General features: G+C 72.2%; 15 protein-coding genes and 1 tRNA gene. 1 reads left to right on the forward strand and 15 read right to left on the reverse strand.

What is annotated here, in order from left to right:
• Positions 1-9 precede the first annotated feature (9 nt).
• From ACQ393_RS05185 to ACQ393_RS05210, 6 genes are all read right to left on the reverse strand, one after another.
• The gene (locus ACQ393_RS05185) at positions 10-882 is read right to left on the reverse strand and encodes a M48 family metalloprotease (RefSeq protein ID WP_430645740.1); all 873 of its coding nucleotides are present in this window, start codon (positions 880-882) and stop codon (positions 10-12) included.
• A gap of 4 nt (positions 883-886) precedes the next feature.
• Positions 887-1,453, reverse strand: a complete 567-nt coding sequence (locus tag ACQ393_RS05190; RefSeq protein ID WP_430645741.1) for a LemA family protein — start codon at positions 1,451-1,453, stop codon at positions 887-889.
• Positions 1,454-1,634: 181 nt separating this feature from the next.
• Positions 1,635-2,999 (reverse strand): D-arabinono-1,4-lactone oxidase, encoded by a 1,365-nt coding sequence (locus ACQ393_RS05195; protein ID WP_430645742.1) that lies wholly within the window; start codon positions 2,997-2,999, stop codon positions 1,635-1,637.
• The gene (locus ACQ393_RS05200) at positions 2,996-4,213 is read right to left on the reverse strand and encodes an alanine racemase (protein ID WP_430645820.1); all 1,218 of its coding nucleotides are present in this window, start codon (positions 4,211-4,213) and stop codon (positions 2,996-2,998) included. The genes ACQ393_RS05195 and ACQ393_RS05200 overlap by 4 nt, the downstream gene beginning before the upstream one ends.
• A gap of 83 nt (positions 4,214-4,296) precedes the next feature.
• Positions 4,297-5,610: an MFS transporter gene (locus ACQ393_RS05205; RefSeq protein ID WP_430645743.1), complete on the reverse strand. Its 1,314-nt coding sequence runs from the start codon at positions 5,608-5,610 to the stop codon at positions 4,297-4,299.
• Entirely contained in the window at positions 5,607-6,194 is a 588-nt protein-coding gene (locus ACQ393_RS05210; protein WP_430645821.1) for a TetR/AcrR family transcriptional regulator, read from the reverse strand. The genes ACQ393_RS05205 and ACQ393_RS05210 overlap by 4 nt, the downstream gene beginning before the upstream one ends.
• A 148-nt stretch (positions 6,195-6,342) precedes the next feature.
• Between ACQ393_RS05210 and ACQ393_RS05215 the strand changes: the two genes are divergently transcribed.
• Positions 6,343-7,269: a Ppx/GppA phosphatase family protein gene (locus tag ACQ393_RS05215; protein WP_430645744.1), complete on the forward strand. Its 927-nt coding sequence runs from the start codon at positions 6,343-6,345 to the stop codon at positions 7,267-7,269.
• Positions 7,270-7,344: 75 nt separating this feature from the next.
• Here the strand turns inward: ACQ393_RS05215 and ACQ393_RS05220 are convergent.
• The 9 genes from ACQ393_RS05220 to ACQ393_RS05260 all read right to left on the reverse strand — a co-directional run bounded on the left by ACQ393_RS05220 (position 7,345) and on the right by ACQ393_RS05260 (position 16,379).
• Positions 7,345-7,418, reverse strand: a tRNA-Leu gene (locus tag ACQ393_RS05220).
• 46 nt (positions 7,419-7,464) lie between these two features.
• Positions 7,465-8,886, reverse strand: coding sequence for an NAD(P)/FAD-dependent oxidoreductase (locus ACQ393_RS05225; protein WP_430645745.1), 1,422 nt, complete (start codon positions 8,884-8,886; stop codon positions 7,465-7,467).
• A gap of 38 nt (positions 8,887-8,924) precedes the next feature.
• Positions 8,925-10,247 carry a S8 family serine peptidase gene (locus tag ACQ393_RS05230; RefSeq protein ID WP_430645746.1) on the reverse strand — a complete coding sequence of 441 codons (1,323 nt, stop codon included), beginning with the start codon at positions 10,245-10,247 and terminating at the stop codon, positions 8,925-8,927.
• A complete protein-coding gene (locus ACQ393_RS05235) occupies positions 10,244-10,783 on the reverse strand; it encodes a DUF501 domain-containing protein (protein ID WP_430645747.1) in 540 nt (179 codons plus the stop codon). The genes ACQ393_RS05230 and ACQ393_RS05235 overlap by 4 nt, the downstream gene beginning before the upstream one ends.
• Positions 10,780-11,391: an FtsB family cell division protein gene (locus ACQ393_RS05240; protein WP_430645748.1), complete on the reverse strand. Its 612-nt coding sequence runs from the start codon at positions 11,389-11,391 to the stop codon at positions 10,780-10,782. The genes ACQ393_RS05235 and ACQ393_RS05240 overlap by 4 nt, the downstream gene beginning before the upstream one ends.
• A 75-nt stretch (positions 11,392-11,466) precedes the next feature.
• Positions 11,467-12,747 (reverse strand): phosphopyruvate hydratase, encoded by a 1,281-nt coding sequence (eno, locus tag ACQ393_RS05245; RefSeq protein WP_430645749.1) that lies wholly within the window; start codon positions 12,745-12,747, stop codon positions 11,467-11,469.
• Positions 12,748-13,101: 354 nt separating this feature from the next.
• On the reverse strand, positions 13,102-14,013 hold the full coding sequence (locus ACQ393_RS05250) for a hypothetical protein (protein ID WP_430645750.1): 912 nt from the start codon (positions 14,011-14,013) through the stop codon (positions 13,102-13,104).
• Between the two features lie 249 nt (positions 14,014-14,262).
• Positions 14,263-15,531: a histidine--tRNA ligase gene (hisS, locus tag ACQ393_RS05255; protein ID WP_430645751.1), complete on the reverse strand. Its 1,269-nt coding sequence runs from the start codon at positions 15,529-15,531 to the stop codon at positions 14,263-14,265.
• A gap of 122 nt (positions 15,532-15,653) precedes the next feature.
• Positions 15,654-16,379, reverse strand: a complete 726-nt coding sequence (locus ACQ393_RS05260; RefSeq protein WP_430645752.1) for a MazG family protein — start codon at positions 16,377-16,379, stop codon at positions 15,654-15,656.
• Positions 16,380-16,441: the final 62 nt, after the last annotated feature.

Raw genomic sequence — 16,441 nt, forward strand, 5'->3', positions numbered from 1 at the left:
CGGGGCGTGCTAGAAGCTGCGGCCCATCTCGTGCAGGCGCTTCACGCGCTCGGGGATCGGCGGGTGCGTCGCGAACAGGCGGTCGATCACGCCCGGCTTCAACGGGTCGGCGATCCAGAGGTGCGCCATCGAGGTGTTCTGGCGCCGCATCGGGCGCCCGTACTGCTCGAGCTTGAGCAGGGCGCGCGCGAGGGCGTCGGGATGGCGCGTCGTCATGGCGCCCGTGGCATCCGCCAGGTACTCGCGCTGGCGCGAGACCGCCAGCTGCACGAGGCTCGCGACGAGCGGCGCGATGAGCATCGCGACGAGGCCGAAGATCATGACCACGGGGTTGCCGTTGTTGTTGCGCCCGAAGAACGCCATGCGCACGAACAGGTCGGAGATGAAGCCGACCGCGACGACGAGGCCGAACACGATCAGGGAGAGCCGGATGTCGTAGTTGCGCACGTGGCCGAGCTCGTGCGCCATCACGCCCTCGAGCTCCGAGTCGTCCATGATCTCGAGGAGACCGGTGGTCGCGGCGACGACGGCGTGCTCGGGGTCGCGCCCCGTCGCGAACGCGTTCGGCGCAGGGTCGGAGATGACGAAGACGCGCGGCATGGGCGTGCCGGTGGTGATCGAGAGGTTCTCGACCGTGCGCCACAGCCGCGGATGCTCGGAGACGCTCCGGATCTCGACGGCGCCGGACATCGCGAGTGCCTGCCGGTCGGCCGTAAAGTACTGGAACAGCGCGTACGCGGTCGCGATCACGACGGTGATCACCACGATCGTCAGGTCGCCGTAGATCACGGCGGCGAGGTAGCCGAGGCCGCCGACGATCGCGAGGAAGAGCAGGATCGTGAAGACGGTGTTGCGCTTGTTCCGGGCGATCGCTCGGTACATGCGGCTAGAACTGCACGCGCGGAGGCTCGGCGATCGCGGCCGCCTCCGTCACCTCGAAGAACTCGCGCTCGTGGAAGCCCAGTCCGCGAACGAACAGCGTGTTCGGGAAGACCTTGATCTTGGTGTTCAGCTCGCGCACGCCGCCGTTGTAGAACCGGCGGGCGGCCTGGATCTTGTCCTCGGTGTCGACGAGCTCGGACTGCAGCTGCAGGAAGTTCTGGCTCGCCTGGAGCTGCGGGTAGGCCTCGGCGACGGCGAAGATCGACTTCAGCGCCTGCTGCATGTGGTTCTCCGCAGCGGATGCCTCGGCGGGCCCGGACGCGGAGAGGGTCTCGGCGCGCGCCTTCGTCACGTTCTCGAAGACGGCCTTCTCGTGCGCGGCGTACCCCTTCACCGCCTCGATCAGGTTCGGGATGAGATCGGCGCGGCGCTTCAGCTGCACGGTGATGTCGCTCCACGCCTCGTCGACGCGGACGTTGAGCGTGACGAGGGAGTTGTAGGTCGCCCACAGGTAGATGCCGATCACCAGGACGAGCGCGACGACGATGATGAGCGGGATGAGCCATTCCATGGCGGGGACTCCTGAGATATCGGCGACGAGACCAGCGGATGTTCTATCCTAACGAGCGGGGCTGTGACGCACCGCAACTTCCCATGAGACTCGAAGCGAGCGGAGGCGGGCCTCCGGGCGTCGGCTCGGCCTCGTGGTCGAGTCCTCCACCCCGCACGATCGGCGATCGTGCTCGGTTCGATCACGCTGCGTCGTCGAACTCCCTGAGCTCCGCGCGATCGCCTCGCCCCTCCCGGCCGCCGAGGACGCGATCGAGGTAGGGGTTGGCGAAACGCCGCTCGGGGTCGAGCCGGTCCCGCACGGCGAGGAAGTCGTCGAAGCGGGGATACCGGCCGCGCAGCGTCTCGGCCGTCTGCGTGTGCATCTTGCCCCAGTGCGGCCGGCCCTCGAAGGAGTGCATGATCTCCTCGACCGCCGCGAAGTACTCGGTCGGGTCCTCGCGGACGTAGCGGTGCACCGCGATGTACCCGGTCTCGCGCCCGTGCGCCGTCGACAGCCAGTTCTCGTCGGATGCCGCGGCCCGCACCTCGATCGGGAAGCTGATGCGCCATCCGCGTTCGGCGATGAGCGACCGGATGGCGCGGAACGCCTCGGGCACCGCGGCCAGCGGGATCGCGTACTCCATCTCGCGGAACCGCACCGACCGGTTCGTCGTGAAGACGTTCGGCGACAGGTCGCTGAACTCGCGGTTCCCCGTGAACCGCTCGACGAGCCGCGAGAGGGGCGGCGTGGCCGCCGGGGCCACACGCCCGAGCGCGCACATCGCGCGGTACACGCCGTTGGCGAGCAGCTCGTCGGAGAGCCAGCGCTCGGTCCGGCCGAGCGGCGTGCGGTGCGCGTCACCCGGCAGGCGCGTGTTCGTCTTCGTGAGTGCGGTCGACGTGTGCGGGAACCAGTAGAACTCGAAGTGGTCGTGGGCGCGCACCCGCGGCATCCACTCGTCGAGCACCGCGTCGAGCGGTTCGGTGCGTTCGACGGCGTGCAGGACGAAGCGGGGCACCAGCTGCAGGGTCAGCTCGGTGATCACGCCGAGCGCTCCGAGGCCGACCCGCACTGCGGGGAGCAGTTCGGGCCGCTCGGTGGTGCTCACGGTCAGCAGCTCGCCGACGCCGGTCACGAGGCGCGCGCCGACGATCTGCGTCGCGAGCCCGCCGAAGCCGATCCCGGTGCCGTGCGTGCCGGTGGACGTCGCGCCCGAGATCGTCTGGCGGTCGATGTCGCCCAGGTTCGCCATCGCCAGGCCGTGCGGCTCGAGCAGGCGCGGGAGCCGGTGGAGCGGGGTGCCGGCGCCGACCGTGACCCGGCCGGTCGCGGCATCCGCCTCGATCACGCCGGAAAGGTCGGCGAGGTCGAGCTGGATGTCGGGCGCGACGGCGATGCCCGAGAAGCTGTGTCCCGAGCCCACCGGCTTGATGCGACGACCGGATGCCGCGGCGGCGAGCACCGCGCGCTGGACCGCGCCGGCGTCCCCCGGTCGCTCGACCCGGTTCGGACGGACGGATTCGGTCCGTCCCCAATTGCGCCAGACCGCCCCGCTCGCCGTCACAGGAACGCCATCCCTTCTCCTCGGTAGGTCGGCACGGTGCCGACGACCTCGTCGCCGTCGACGACGGCGAACTCGTTCAGGTGCTCGGCGAGCTCGCCGGACTTCGTGTGCCGCAACCAGATCCGGTCGCCCGCGCGGAGCCGCGCCGCGGGCCGGCCGGTCACGGGGGTCTGCACCTCGCCCGCGGCCTCGCGCGGCAGCATCCGCAGTCCCTCCGGCCAGACCACCTGCGGAAGCCGGTCGACGGCCGGGGGACCCGACGCGATCCACCCTCCCCCGAGGATCGTCGCGTGCCGAGCGCTCGGCGACCGCACGACGTCCAGTGCGAAGGCGGCGGCGGGCGCGGGCGTGAAGTGGAGGTACCCGTCGAACAGATGCCCGGCCAGGATGCCGGAGCCGGCACCGAGCTCGGTCACCGACGGGTCCGCCGCCGTGGCCTCGAGCGACCCGGTGCCGCCGCCGTTGACGAACTCGAGGTCGGCGTGGCGGCGGACGGCGGCGACCGCCCGCGCGCGCCGCTCGACGAGCTCGGGCATGGACCGCGACTGCATCCACCGGTTCACCGCGCCGTCGACCGGACGACCGCGCGGCGCGTTCACGACGCCGGCGACCTGCGCCTCGTACGCCATCACGCCGACCAGGCGGAAGCCCGGGCGCTCTGCGATGTACGCGGCGAGCGCGCCGGCGTCGTCCGGGTCGTGCACAGGAGACCGTCGCACCCCGAGGTGGCCGAGCACGGGAGCGTGCCACGACGCGTCGAGCTCGAGGCAGACCCGGATCTCCTCGCGCTCGGCGGGCGGCAGGACCGCGTCGACGAGGTCCAGCTGCGCGGGCGAGTCGACCATGAGCGTGATGCGGCGCGCGAGGTCGCCGTCGGTCGCGAGCCGACGGATGCCGGCCGTCTCGGCGGTCGGGTAGCCCACGACGAGGTCGTCGAGCGACGGCATCCGCCCGGCCAGCCAGATCGCCTCGGCGAGGGTGTAGGCGAGCACGCCCCGGTAGCCCGGCAGCGCCAGCAGCGCCTCGATCACCGCGCGGACGCGGATCGACTTCGTCGCGACGCGGATCGGCGTGCCGGCGGCGCGCCGCACCATCTCGTGCGCGTTCCAGCGCAGCGCGCCGAGGTGCAGCGCGCCGACCGGCGCGTCGAGGTGCCGGGTCGCCTCGGTCAGCTCCGGCCAGTGCACCGACGGCTCGAGCCACGGGCGTCCGATCGCGGCGGGTCGCGCCGACGATTCGCCCGTCGTCGCCGATGGCCCGGCCGTCGCAGCCGCCGCGCGGAGGTCGAGCGGGCCCGTCACCGGACGCTCCGGACCCGCGAGACGGCGAACGCCCCCGCGAACGCGAACGCCGCGCCGAGCACGAACACGAGGGTGAACGAGCCGGTGGCGGCGACCGCGAAGGCGCCAAGGAGGGGCCCGAGCGACTGCGGCACGGCGGTTGCGATGTTCATGATGCCGAGGTCCTTGCCGCGGGCGGCGGGGTCGGGCAGCACCTGGGTCGCGAGCGCCTGGTCGACCGAGAGGAAGCATCCGTAGGCGAGGCCGAGCAGACCCGCCGCGACCATCGCGACGGCGAGGTCGGGGAAGACCGCGAGCAGCAGTGCCGCGACGCCCTGGAGGGCCGCCGCGAGCAGCACGAAGATCCGGCGGCGCCCGAGCGCGTCGGAGAGCCGGCCGAACGCGAGCGACGCGACGATCACGAAGACCATGTAGACCAGCGTGAGGACGAGGAGGTCCTCCTCGGCGTTCGCGTCGCCGAGGCCGAACATCAGGAAGTAGAGCAGCAGGCTCGTTCCGAGCGCGTTGCCGATCGAGACGAGCACGCGGCTCAGCAGGGTCCATCCGAAGTCGGGGTGCTCGCGCGGGCTGATCCACAGGCTCGCGACGATCCCGCGCGCGGTCACGCGCGCCCGCTCACCGGCCCCGAGCGCCGCGTCTGACCTGAACAGGAACGGCACCGCGAGCAGAAGCAGCGCGACCGCCACGACCGCGTACCCGGTCGCCTGCCCGGTGAACACCATCGTCACGAGCACCAGGCCGAGGATGATGCCGACCGCCTGGGGTGCCGACATCCAGCCCGACACGACCCCGCGCTGGGCGACGGGCACCTGGTCGGAGATCGTCGCCGTGAGTGCTGCGGTCATCACGCAGAACCCGACCGTCGCCCCGATCCAGGCCAGGCCGATCGCCCACAGCTCGTGCTGGGCGCCGAGGACCACGAGCGAGACCGCGAACAGCACCGCGCCGGCGGCGATCCACGGCCGACGCCGGCCGAACCGCGACGTGGTGCGGTCGGAGAGCGCCCCCGTGAGCGGGTAGGCGACGATCACGAACAGCGCGGCGACGCCCGACACTGCGCCGAACGCGACGACGCTCTCGATCCAGTCGTCCGGATGCAGCTCCGCATCGATCTGGGCGGGCAGGAGCAGCTGCACGGGCGTGAGCTGCGCCATCCAGATGCCGAGCCAGGCGGCCGCGAAGGCGGCCATCCAGCCGGCGCGCACCGGGCGGGTGGGCTCGGCGAAGGCTCCGGTCGGCCCCGTCGGGTCGGCGTCGCCCGCCGGCGGGGTCGGAGGCGTGAGCGCTGCGTCGTGGTGGGGCCGGGTCACTCGGGGTCCGCCATTCTCGCGAGGGCGTCGGCGGCCGCGCGCGCGGTCGCGAGCGCGGTGGCGTCGTCCCGATGGACGAGCCAGGTCAGGGTGATGCCGTCCGTGAACGCCACGAGCACGCCGGCCACCTCCGAGACGGGCGCGCGCCACGTGACGCCGGCGCGTTCCGCGGCCGAGCCGAGCGCCCGCTCGGCGAGATCGGCATACCGCCGATACTGCGCGACGGCGACCGGATGCCGCTCCGGCGCGCGCAGCGCGTACTGCGTGAGCTCGAGCATGGCCTGTTCGTGTTCGGGGTCGGCGCGGAGGTGGTCGAGGTACCTGAGGAACGCCGCCTCGATGACCTGCCGCAGGTCGCCGTCGACGTCGGGCAGCGGGAGCACGGCCTCCGTCTCGCGTGCCACGACGGTCGAGATCAGCTCGTCGAGGAACGCGTCGCGCGACTCGAAAGCGTAGTGGAAGCTCGCGAGCGACATGCCCGCCTCGGCGACGATCGCGCGGGTCGAGGCGCCGGCGATGCCCTCGCGCGCGATGACGCGCAACCCCGCCTCGATGAGCGCCGGACGGCGCTCGGCGGCTGGCATGCGGGACACGCTGCTCCTCCGACCTCTGGGTCGACCTCGTCGTCCGACTCGATGCCCGTCGCACGAGCACGGACTGGGACAGTCGTCCCAGTCCGACCCAGTATGCACGCCGCGCGCGCGGGGCGCCAGCACGCACTACGCTCGCACCATGCGCCTCGGGGTTCTCGACGTCGGTTCCAACACCGTGCACCTGCTCGTCGTCGACGCCCATCCCGGCGCACGGCCCATCCCGGCCGCCTCGAACAAGTCGGTGCTGCGGCTCATGCGCTACCTCGACGACGACGGCGCCATCAGCACGGAGGGCGTCGACGCGATCCTCACGGCCGTGACCGAGGCCGCGGAGGTCGCGCGCGAGTCGGGCATCGACGAGATGCTCGCCTTCGCCACGTCCGCCATCCGCGAGGCCGCGAACGGCGCCGAGGTGCTGCAGCGCGCCGAGGAGGCCGCCGGCATCCGCCTCGACGTGCTGAGCGGTGCCGACGAGGCGCGGATCACGTTCCTGGCCGTGCGTCGCTGGTACGGCTGGTCGGCCGGGCGCGTGCTCCTCTTCGACATCGGCGGCGGCTCGCTCGAGATCGCGCACGGCGGGGACGAGGTCCCGGAGGTCGCGAGCTCGGTGCCGCTCGGCGCCGGTCGGTCGACGATCCGCTTCCTGCCCGACGACCCGCCGACCGAGAAGCAGGTCAGGCGGCTCCGCGAGCACGCGCGGGAACTGCTCGAGGCGACCGTCGAGGAGTTCGGCGGCATCCCCGAATCCGATCACGTGGTGGGCTCGTCGAAGACCATCCGGTCGCTCGCCAAGCTCGCGGGGAGCACCGAGGAGGGCGTCGGTTCGGAGGAGCGCAGCATCCTGAAGCTCTCGCACCTCGACGACTGGATCCCCCGCCTCGCCCGGATCCCGGCAGACGCCCGACCCGCCCTGCCCGGGATCACCGAGGACCGCACCTTCCAGATCGTCGCCGGCGCGATCGTCCTCTCCGAGACGATGCGCGCGTTCAAGGCCAAGACGCTGGAGGTCTCGCCGTGGGCGCTGCGCGAGGGGCTCATCCTGCGCCGCCTCGACCGCATGACCTGACCGGTGGCGGCCCAGTGCTCCCAGAGCGTGATCAACAGCACGATCCCGGTGCTCGGGCAGCGCGCTCGCAACCGGTGCTCCCGCTGGGATTCGAACCCAGACTGAGGCGAGTTTAAGTCGCCTGCCTCTGCCGATTGGGCTACGGGAGCGCGGTGCCGACCCGGGGGCCGGCACCGCGTCACAGCATAGAACGCCCTACTTGGCGGCGATCGCCTTCTCGGCCGGCTTCGCCGACTTCGCGACGGGCTTCTTCGCCTCGGCCTTGGCCGGCGCGGGCGGAGCCGAAACCTCGCCCGCGGGCTTCGGGCGGGCGGCGAAGCGCTCGAACTCGGCGCGCGGGTTCTGGATTGCCTGCAGCGAGACGATGTCGCGGCCGAGCCAGAAGTTGTTCCACCAGCCCCAGAACACGCGGAGCTTGCGCTCCCACGTGGGCATTGCGAGGCCGTGGTACCCGCGGTGCGCGAACCAGGCGAGCAGGCCCGTGATCGCGATCTTGCCCGACTGGAACGCGCCCGAGCCGACGCCCAGACCCGCGACCGCGCCGAGGTTCTTGTGGAAGTACTCCTTCGGCTCCTCGCCGCGGAGCACCGCGACGATGTTCTTCGCGAGGAGCTTGCCCTGGCGGACGGCGTGCTGTGCATTCGGCACGCAGTACCCGCCCACGCCGCCGCCCGACAGGTCGGGCACGGCTGCGATGTCGCCGGCCGCCCACGCGTCGGGCACGATGTCGTCCTCGTCGCCCACGCGGAGGTCGGCGCGCGCGGTGATCCGGCCGCGCTCCTCGACGGGCAGGTCGCTCGTGCGCACGATCGCCGGGTTCGCCATGACGCCCGCGGTCCACACGATCAGGTCGGTCTCGAAGGTCTCACCCGTCGAGAGCTCGATCCGGCCGTCGACGGCGCTCGTGAGCTGCGTGTCGAGGTGGATCTCGGCGCCACGCTGGGCGAGGTGCTTGATGACCCAGTGGCTCGTGGGGAGCGACACCTCGGGCATGATGCGGCCCATCGCCTCGATGAGGTGGAAGTGCGTGTCGTCGAACGAGAGCTGCGGGTAGAACTCGAGCAGCGCGCTCGCGAACGACCGCAGCTCGGCGAACACCTCGATGCCGGCGAAGCCGCCGCCGACGACGACGACCGTCAGCAGGCGGTCGCGCTCGGGGCCCGCGGGGAGGTTGGCGGCCTTGTCGAAGTTCGTCAGCAGGCGGTCGCGGATCGCGACGGCCTCCTCGACGGTCTTGAGACCGAAGGCCTGGTCGGCGACGCCCGGGATCGGGAAGGTGCGCGACACGGCACCGCCGGTCACCACGACGACGTCGTACTCGAACTGCCACGGCTCGCCGACCTCGGGCGTGATGGTCGCCGTCTTCGAGGCGTGGTCGATCCCGGTCACCTTGGCGGTGATCACGTTGGTCTTCTTCAGGTGCCGACGGTGCGCCACCACCGAGTGGCGGGCCTCGATCGAGCCCGCGGCGACCTCGGGGAGGAAGGGCTGGTACGTCATGTAGGGCAGCGGGTCGACGACCGTCACCTCGGCCTCGCCCGGACGCAGCCACTTCTCGAGCTTCCACGCCGTGTAGAACCCCGCATAGCCGCCACCGACGATCAGAATCTTGGGCACGGTGAATGGACTCCTTGGATCTGTGCTGACTGCGATTCCTACGCGTCGGATCGCGCGGAACGCCTGATATGCCGAGTGGCGCCGATGCCCAACAGCGCTGCTAGCGTACCAAATCCGGCGACCAGCGAGAGCGGCACCGTGATATAGGACAGCGTCCACGGCGTCGGCAGGAGGGTCTTCGCACTGTCGGCGCGCGGCGCCGGCGGGTCCGCGATCGGCACGATCTCCTGCTCGTCGGCGCTCTCCGAGCCCTCCTGGGAGGGCACGTCGGCACGACGGTGCACCCGGATCCACTCCTCGAGGCTGCCGAGCGGGTTCTGCTCGACCGCCTCGACCTCGGCCGTGAGCGCCGCGACCGGATCGATGATGCCGTACCCGTACAGCGGGCCGGGCACCTCCTCGCCCTTCGGGTCGGCGGTGCGGATGACGCGGTTGATGACGTTCGCGGCATCCAGCTCGGGATACTCGGCGCGCACGAGCGCGACGAGCCCGGAGACGAGCGGTGCGGCCGCGCTGGTCCCCGACCAGACGACGTGGCTGCCGTCGGGAAGCACGCCCACGAGGTCCTCGCTCGGTGCCGCGACGGCGATCGTGATCCCCTGCGAGCTCGCGTCGAAGCTCGCGTTCTGCTCGCGGTCGACGCCCGCGACGGCGAGCACGCCCGGGATGGTCGCCGGCGCGCCGACCTGCGTGGTGCCCGAACCGCGATTGCCTGCGGCGGCGACCACCACGACGTCGTGCTCGAAGGCGTAGAGGAAGGCGTCGTCCCAGCTCTCCGGCCAGTCGGGCGTGTTCCGCGTGAGCGACATGTTGATGACGTCGGCTCCGTTGTCGACCGCCCAGACCACCGCCTCGGCGATCTGCTCGTCGTTCGTCTTGTCGGCACCCGTCTCGAGCCCGAACGCGACGGACGCCGTGAGCAGGTCCGCGTCCGGCGCCACCCCGATCACCCCGTTGCCCTCGCCCGTGCCCCGGCCGGCCAGGAGCGAGGCGACCATCGTGCCGTGCTCCTCCTCCTCGCCGACGGGCGTCTGGCCGTCGGGAGAGCCGATGCCCGAGACATCCGTGCCCCCGACCACGACGCCCTGCAGCTCGGCGACCTCGCCGTTCACGCCGGTGTCGATGATCGCGACCTTGACGCCGTCGCCGCGCGACGTGGTCCACGCCTGGGTGAAGCCGTAGTCGGTCAACCAGTACTCGAGGTCGCGGACGGTGTCGGCCTGCGCCGGCGCCGCACCCGAGAGCGCGAGCACGCCCGCGACCAGGGCGCCGACGCCCGCGCGCCACCAGCCGCGCCGCCGCGCGCGCTGCAGCGGTCGCCCGGTGGATCGCCGAGCGCGGCCGGTGGTCGCGGCGCTCACGCGGTCGGACCCTCCTCGACGTCGTCCACGCCGTAGTCCGGGCAACGGCAGACGTCGGGCGACCACGTCGAACGCTCGAGCGCGAGGTCGCCGATCGGGTTCACCCCGGGGCCCGCGGCGAGCGCGTGGCCCGCGAGCGCGTGGAGGCACTTCACGCGGGTCGGCATGCCGCCCGCCGAGACGCCCGCGATCTCCTCGACGACGCCGAACATCTCGCGGTCGGCGAGGTACTGCTCGTGCGCGGCGCGGTAGGAGTCCCGGAGCCCGGCATCGGCGGCGAGCAGCTCGGTGAACTCGACCATGAGCTGCGCCGCCTCGAGGAACGACATCGCGGCCGTCGCGACCGGGTGCGTGAGGTAGTAGAACGTCGGGAACGGCGTGCCGTCGGAGAGACGGGGCCTCGTGGACACGACCGTGGGCGCGCCGCACACGCAGCGCGCAGCGATGCCCACGACGTCGCGCGCCGGGCGGCCGAGCTGCACCGAGACGATCCGCAGGTCGCGTTCGGTGACGGGTTCGAACGGCGGGCGGGTCATCGGTCCTCCTCGTCGGCGGGCGGTTCGGACGGTTCGGCCTCGTCGTCGCCGGACGCCGGATCGGCGGCATCCGTTGCACTGGGCGCGAGCCCGGCCGTCATGACCGATCGCAGCATGGTCTGCATCCAGTCGCCGCGCGACTCGGTCACCTCGGCCGAGACGGCCCGGTCGGCCGTCGTCACCGTCGCCGGGTCGCGGTCGTCGATGACGAGGTAGCTCACCTCGCCCGGCAGGACGTAGTAGAGGCGGTCGCGGGCCTGGGTGACGATGAACGTCTCGTCGTTCCAGCGCTCGCGCTCCTCCTTCAGGCGCTCGACCTCGGCCTCCTGCCGGGCGACGTCGGCCTTGAGCTCGGCGATCTGCTGCCGTTGGTTCGCGTAGGCCGCGATGCTCGGCGCGAGGACGACCACGGCGAGGACGAGGACGCCCATCATGATGATCGAGAACCCCGAGAAGCGGATGCCGGCGAGCCACGTCTCGGCGACCTGGCGGATCGACTGGCGCGGCGGGCGCTTCGCGCCGGTCGAGTGCCTCCGCGCCGCCGGGCGATTCCCGCCGGGCGCGCGCTCGCCGCTCGGCGGGCGCGAGGGACGACGTGCCGCGTTCATCGTCCTCCTCACCTCGCCGGAACGACCGACGGGGGCGGCCACCGGCCACCCCCGTCGTCTCGTCTCAGACGCGCATCACGCCGTGAAGCGCGGGAATGCCGAGCGGCCCGCGTACTCCGCGGCCTCGCCGAGCTCCTCTTCGATCCTCAGAAGCTGATTGTACTTGGCCACGCGCTCGGACCGGGCGGGCGCGCCCGTCTTGATCTGGCCGCAGTCGGTCGCGACGGCGAGGTCGGCGATCGTCGTGTCCTCGGTCTCGCCCGAGCGGTGCGAGAGCACCGCGGTGTAGCCGGCGCGCTGCGCGAGCTTGACCGCGTCGAGCGTCTCGGTGAGCGTGCCGATCTGGTTGACCTTCACCAGGATCGAGTTGCCCGCGTGCTTCGCGATGCCGTCCGCCAGACGCGACGGGTTGGTGACGAACAGGTCGTCGCCGACGAGCTGCAGCTTGCCGCCGAGCTCGGTCGTGAGCGTCGCCCAGCCCTCCCAGTCGTCCTCAGCCAGCGGGTCCTCGATCGAGACGAGCGGGTACGCGGCGGCGAGCTCGGCGTAGTACGCGCTCATCTCGGCGGCGGTGCGGTCCTGGCCCTCGAAGCGGTACACACCGTTCTCGAAGAACTCGGTCGACGCGACATCCAGGCCCAGCGCGATGTCGGTGCCGAGCGTGAAGCCGGCCTTGCCGATCGCCTCGGCGATCAGGTCGAGGGCCGCGCGGTTGTTCGCGAGGTCGGGCGCGAAGCCGCCCTCGTCGCCGAGGCCCGTCGAGAGCCCCTTCGACTTCAGCAGGCTCTTCAGCGCGTGGTAGGTCTCGACGCCCCAGCGGAGTCCCTCGGAGTAGGTCGGCGCGCCGAGCGGCAGCACCATGAACTCCTGGATGTCGACGCCGGTGTCGGCGTGCGCGCCGCCGTTGATGATGTTCATCATCGGCACGGGCAGCACGTGGGCGTTCGGGCCGCCGAGGTAGCGGAAGAGGGGCAGGTCGGCCGAGTCGGCTGCGGCCTTGGCGACGGCGAGGCTCACGCCGAGGATCGCGTTCGCGCCGAGGCGGCCCTTGTTGTCGGTGCCGTCGGCCTCGATGAGGGCGGCGTCGATGACGCGCTGGTCGGCGGCATCCAGGTCTTCGATGGCCGGGCCGAGCTCGTCGAGCACGGCGTCGACGGCCTTCTGCACGCCCTTGCCGAGGTAGCGGTCGGCCTCGCCGTCGCGCAGCTCGTACGCCTCGAACGCGCCGGTCGACGCACCCGAGGGCACCGCGGCCCGCGAGACGGTCCCGTCGTCGAGGAGGACCTCGACCTCGACGGTGGGGTTGCCGCGCGAATCCAGGATCTCCCGTGCGCCGACAGCTTCGATGAATGCCACAGTGAACTCCTCTGTGATGGGGATGTGCGTGGACGACTCCGTCGTTGCCCGCACGACAGTCTAGGACCCCGGTTCCGAGGGCCGCTCGCGTATGTCGGCGGCTGCGGTCGTTGGCGGCGCGCGCGTTGCGCCGTGCAATCCGCGCAGCGCGAGACGTCGCTGATGACGAGTCGGTATCGGCATCCGCGACTTCTCGGTGGGTGCGCTGTCCGCGATGAGCGGGGCTGGACGCGTCGGGGATCGAAAGGTCGCGGATGGCGATACCCACCCTGCATTCGCGACTTCTCGGTGACGACCCTCACCCGAGAACGACGGCAGCCAGCTGGGCCCGACCGACGCCTCAGCGCCCTGAGGTCAGGCGGCGCCTCGCAGCAACCCGCGGAGCTGCGCGACGAACGCCGCGCGCTTGGACCCGAGGTCGTCGGCCGTCACCTCGACGACCCGCCATCCGGCTGCCGCGAGAGCGCGTCGCCGACGCAGGTCGGCCTGCCATCGCCTCCGATCGGTGCGATGGATGTCGCCGAGGTACTCGAAGGCGATCCGGCGTTCGAGATCGGCGAGATCGGGGTGCACGACCGTGTCAGCGGCCAAGGTGACGCCCGGGTTCGGGGTCGGCTCGGGCAGCCCCTCGTCGACGAAGACGAGCCGAAGGTGCGACTCGCGGCGCGATTCGGCGCCGACGCGGATGAGCGGCAGCGCCTCGGCGATCAGCCGCGCGCCGCGACGCGACCCCCACGCGCGCGCGGCCGCGCGAAGCTCACGCAGGCTCGCCAGGGCCGAGCCGCGGACCTCTCCCCGTCGCCGCGGGGTGACGATCGCGTCGCCGAGCGCGACCAGGTCGTCACGGGCGAGCGATGCAGCGAGTTGGCACCACACCACGGCGGCAGCGACGACCGTCAGGCCCTCGCGGGCGACGACGGGTGGGGCGACGGATGCCACGTGGCCCGCCACGCCGCGCCCGCGCGCACGCACCGACCCGGTCGGGGCGAGCACGTGGATGAGTTCCGGCGTTCGCGGAAGCGGCAGCCGGAAGAGGGCGGCGGCCGTCTCGTGACTGAACGCCTCCCCGGTGCGGAGCAGTGGTTCGTACGCACGGCAGCGATCCACGATGTCGTCGAGGTCGAGCCCGAGCGAACGAACCGCGGTGAACGGTCGCTGCACGTCGGCGGCTCGAAGTCGGCTTCGCGTCGACGCGTGGAACTCGCGGTCGCGCACCAGGAAGGCGGAGCCGACGAGGTGCGGCGCGAACGGCGCGGGTCGGGTCATCCGCCTACTGTGCCCGAGCCCGCGGTTGCGCGCGTTCTCCGTCCACAGCACGCGCAGGTCCGGAATCGAGACGTCGCAGACGGCGGCCCGCACCCTGCACCTGCGACTTCTCGCCGAACAGCGCTTCTCGGGGCGTCGACGTCGCCCGACCGGCCTCGAATCGAGGAGTCGCGGATGGCGAGTCAGCATCGCCATCTGCGACGTCTCGATCCACCGAGCGCGATGCCGGATGCCGCGGACGGCTGCGGGCTACGCGGCGAGGTCGCGGAACTCCAGCGACGCGGCATCCGTCGTCTCGGCCGTTACGGGCGCCCAGGCGTCGAAGCCGTCGGCGGTGACGCGCTCGAGCAGTCCGCGCAGGTTCTTCACGCGTCGCTCGAAGCGCACTCGCGTTCCGGATGCCACGAGCTCGTGCTTGAGCGCGAGCAGTTCGCCGGGCGCGACGTCGCGATCGTGCACCAGCACCACCGAGCGCGGGCGGCCCTCGTCGCGCACGGCCAGCAGGTCGACGATGCGCTCGAACCCGATCGAGAACCCGCACGCGGGGACCTCCTGGCCGAGGAAGCGGCCGATCATGTGGTCGTAGCGCCCGCCGCCGCCGAGCGAGTAGCCGTGGTCGGGGTGCGCGATCTCGAAGATCGTGCCCGTGTAGTAGCCCATGCCGCGCACGAGCGTCGGGTCGAAGTCGACCCCCGCGCCGGGCACGGCGTCGCGCAGCGAGACGAGGTCGCGGAACGCCTCGATGTCGAGCCACGCGGGCGGCGGGACGGTGGACGCGTCGCCGGCGATCGACCAGTCGGCACCCGCGAGCTGCCGCAATTCGTCGGCCACGCCCGCCCGGTCGATGCCGAGCGTGGCGAGCTCGGCGGCGACACCGTCGGGTCCGATCTTGTCGAGCTTGTCGATCGTGATCAGCGCGCGCTCGCGCAGTTCCTCGGGCACGCCCCACGAGCCGAGGATGCCGGCGAGGATCCGTCGGTCGTTCAGCCGGATGCGGCACCCCTCGAGGCCGAGCGCGTCGAGCGTCGCGACGGTCGCGCTGAGCAGCTCGAGCTCGGCGAGCGGTCCGGCCTCGCCGATGATGTCGATGTCGCACTGCACGAACTGCCGGTAGCGGCCCTTCTGCGGGCGCTCGGCACGCCACACCGGCGCGATCTGGATGGCGCGGAACACCGGCGGCAGCGCGGCGCGGTGCGTGGCGTAGAACCGGGCGAGCGGCACGGTCAGGTCGTAGCGCAGGCCGAGGTCGGCGAGCGAGAGGGCGTCGCCGGATGCCGCGGCCGCCGCGAGGTCGTCGGGCGTGATGCCGCGCTTCATCACCGCGAACGCGAGCTTCTCGTTGTCGCCGCCGAGGCCGGCGTGCAGCCGCGAGGAGTCCTCCATGACGGGCGTCTCGATCTCGTCGAACCCGTGCGTCGCGTACACCCCGCGGATCACCGAGAGCGCGTGCTCGCGGCGGGCCTTCTCGGCGGGCAGGAAGTCGCGCATGCCGCGCGGGGGCGTCACGGTCTGGGCCATGCGCTCCATTCTTCCAGCAGCGGATGCCGCGTCCGGACGCCGGGGTCTCGATACGCGCTCCGCGCTCCTCGACCACGGGAGCGGGCCCGGCCGGGCGCCCGGGTCTCGATCCGCGCTCCGCGCTACTCGACCACCGGGGCTGCCTCGGCGGACCGCACGTCGTCCTGGAGCGACCGGATCGCGCCGCGCAGCGCGCGCTCGGCGTCCAGCCCCTGAGCGCGGGCGGATGCCACGAGCGCGAGCAGCACGTCGCCGAGCTCGCCTTCCGTGGCCGGCACGGTCGTGGCATCCGTCGGCGCCCTCGTCACGCCGACCTTCTCGGCCTTGCCGAGCAGCTTCTGCGCGAGCGCGAGTGCCGGCATGCCCTGCGGGACGCCGTCGAGCACGCTCGTGCGGTGCGGCTTCTCGCTGGCCTTGAGGTCGTCCCAGAAGGCGACGACGTCGGCCGCGGTCTCGGCCTCGCGATCGCCGAAGACGTGCGGATGCCGCGCCACCATCTTCGCCGTCATGTGCCGGGCGACGTCGTCGATGTCGTAGTCCTCGCCGGGCGTGTGCGCAGCGAGGTCGGCGTGGAAGAGCACCTGGTAGAGCACGTCGCCGAGCTCCTCGATCATCTCCTCCCGGCTGCCCGACTCGATCGCGTCGATGAGCTCCCAGCACTCCTCGACGAGGTACTGCACGAGCGACTCGTGGGTCTGCTCGGCGTCCCAGGGGCACCCGCCGGGGCCGCGGAGGCGGCCGACCATGGCGACGAGCTCGAGCAGGCCGTCCCCCGAAGCGGATGTCGCGGGCGCGCCATCCGTCGTCGCCGCCTCGTTCGCCTCGGACTCGCCGGCCGTTCGCGTCATCACCCACCGCCCCTCGCGGGCCGCGGCGCGGCCCGTGCCTGCGAGCCTAACCGCGCCGCCCG

Origin of the sequence: Agromyces sp. GXS1127 (assembly GCF_050565425.1) — a bacterium.
Taxonomy (GTDB): domain Bacteria; phylum Actinomycetota; class Actinomycetes; order Actinomycetales; family Microbacteriaceae; genus Agromyces.